The sequence below is a fragment of the Caballeronia sordidicola genome, from assembly GCF_000729995.1.
In the GTDB taxonomy this organism is placed as follows: Bacteria; Pseudomonadota; Gammaproteobacteria; order Burkholderiales; family Burkholderiaceae; genus Caballeronia; species Caballeronia sordidicola_A.
In genome coordinates this window covers 1-392 of the sequence record NZ_JNFG01000141.1, presented here as the reverse complement: position 1 = coordinate 392, position 392 = coordinate 1, and the positions used below count along the sequence as shown (strand labels likewise).

At 64.8% G+C, this 392-nt stretch carries 1 protein-coding gene; it reads left to right on the top strand.

From position 1 onward, the window contains the following. Window positions 1–55: 55 nt before the first annotated feature. On the top strand, window positions 56–392 hold a 337-nt coding region (locus FH08_RS0134095; RefSeq protein ID WP_031362646.1), incomplete at its 3' end, for a wax ester/triacylglycerol synthase domain-containing protein.

Here is a 392-nt window from a genome sequence, read left to right as displayed (position 1 = left end):
CACTCGGGCAGCAGTCGGCGAGGCGGCCGGACTGATACCCGCAACGGTGGGCACTATGGACCGAGCGTTGCGCGGCAAAGGCGGAGCTGTCTCACTCACCGCACCTCACACCGTGTTCAACGTCCCGATCGGCGGAACCCGCCACATCGCCGCCCGCGCGTTTCCCCTCGAACGGATTCGCTTGCTGGCCAAGCACTCCGACGCCACCATCAACGATATCGTCCTGACACTGTGCGCCGGTGCTCTCCGTAGCTACCTGCACGACCGGGACGCGCTACCGACTACGCCCATGATCGCGATGGTTCCCGTCTCGCTGCGCGCGCCCGACAACGACGCTGACACCATCGGCAATCGTGTCGGGGTGCTCATGTGTAATCTGGCAACCCACCTTT